This window comes from Endozoicomonas sp. ONNA2, from assembly GCF_024606365.1.
Classification (GTDB): domain Bacteria; phylum Pseudomonadota; class Gammaproteobacteria; order Pseudomonadales; family Endozoicomonadaceae; genus Endozoicomonas.
Window position 1 is genome coordinate 1 of record NZ_JAHHPO010000022.1, and the last position, 1,541, is coordinate 1,541.

The 1,541-nt window shown below is 47.8% G+C and carries 2 protein-coding genes; both read left to right on the forward strand.

Features of this window, described 5'->3' with window-relative positions; all coding sequences use genetic code 11:
* Positions 1-436 precede the first annotated feature (436 nt).
* Positions 437-1,033 carry an HNH endonuclease gene (locus KDK14_RS00275; protein ID WP_257263012.1) on the forward strand — a complete coding sequence of 199 codons (597 nt, stop codon included), beginning with the start codon at positions 437-439 and terminating at the stop codon, positions 1,031-1,033.
* A 69-nt stretch (positions 1,034-1,102) separates the two neighbouring features.
* A complete protein-coding gene (locus KDK14_RS00280; protein WP_257263013.1) occupies positions 1,103-1,414 on the forward strand; it encodes a TusE/DsrC/DsvC family sulfur relay protein in 312 nt (103 codons plus the stop codon).
* Positions 1,415-1,541 lie beyond the last annotated feature (127 nt).

Here is a 1,541-nt window from a genome sequence, read left to right on the forward strand (position 1 = left end):
CTCGCTACGGGGACGCCCAGTCGGGCGCTATTCTCGGACAGCCTCCTGGTACAAATCATTCAACGATATAGGGCTTGCCGGAAACTGTCAGACTTAAGACTTTCATACAGATTGTCGATTAACCTTTGCCAGTGAAGGTTAGCCAGAAACCATTACGTTGGAAGAACGATTTTTTTTCCAAATTTCCTGTACGAAAAGTCAGATTGACCGGATCAGGTCACATTATCGCGCCGGGTTTATTATTACTGAATGAATGTGTTAGCCTGAAATGGAAACAAATCAGAATAATAGAGCCGATAAAATGCTTAACCATACGGCCTTTATGGTCGGCGCGGCCTTCCCGATTAAAGAGCACTCTACTCAGCGGGTGTATTAATTATCAGTGGCAATGGCCCGTCAGACCTTTATCAGGGACTGATAAACGGGAGCCTCTGTCGTGTATATTCTGCGGTTGAATACTGCTGGCCAGCCTGTCGATTGGCTTACCTGGCAGGAAACAGTATGCCTTTACTCCAGGAAGTTGGTTCGCTGGAGTCTGGGAGATATTATTTACCGAATCCATGGCGGCTATAACCGATGGCTTGGAGATCGAACGATTATCGAGCTTCCCAGTATTGTTGCCTGCGGCGGTAAACGCCTTTTTGCCTGTCCGGGCAATCCAGTCCCTGGCAATTACTCACTGTTTGCCCGAGACAATCATCAGTGTATGTATTGTGGACGCTTCTTTAAATCAACGGAGCTGACCCGAGACCATATTGTGCCCAAATCAAAAGGAGGCCTTGATGACTGGATGAACGTAGTTGCCGCTTGTCGGCGCTGTAATCAGTTTAAAGGTGACAAACTGCTGGAAAACACCGGGATGTCACTGATCGCCCTGCCCTATCGCCCCAATGCTGCTGAATATCTTGCTCTGGTCAACAGCAAGAGAATCCTGCCGGATCAGGCTGACTATCTCAGAACTCAGTTTTCCAGACACTTTCGCTGGAAAAGCCATAATCGCAATACATCACCGGGAATTTTACAACCCATTTAAATTCCCGGGTGAAGCCCCTGTGGGTATAAAATCCCCCACTCTGTTCACTTTTTTGTATTGGAATCAGTAATGCCACTGAATCTCGACAACGATGGCTACCTGGCCAACCTTGATCAATGGAATACCGAAGTAGCCATGGAGCTGGCGGCGCTTGAGGGTATTGAGCTAACGGCAGCGCACTGGGAAGTCATTCACGCGCTGCGGGCGTTCTATCAACAATATGAACTGGCTCCCAGCCAGCGTCCTTTTGTAAAACATATTGCCAATACCCTTGGCAAGGACAAAGGGAATAGCCTCTATCTCATGACGCTTTTTCCTGAAAGTCCGGCCAGAGTGGCCGCCCGAATTGCCGGACTGCCACGTCCAGGCAACTGCTTCTGACTCCGTTACTAAAAACCTGCGATAATCAGGAAGTGGCAGGAACAAGGTAATAACAACCGTTGAATAAGGGAATAAAAAAGCAGATTAACCAAGATAATCATAGATTACTCGACACTGTTATTAGCCC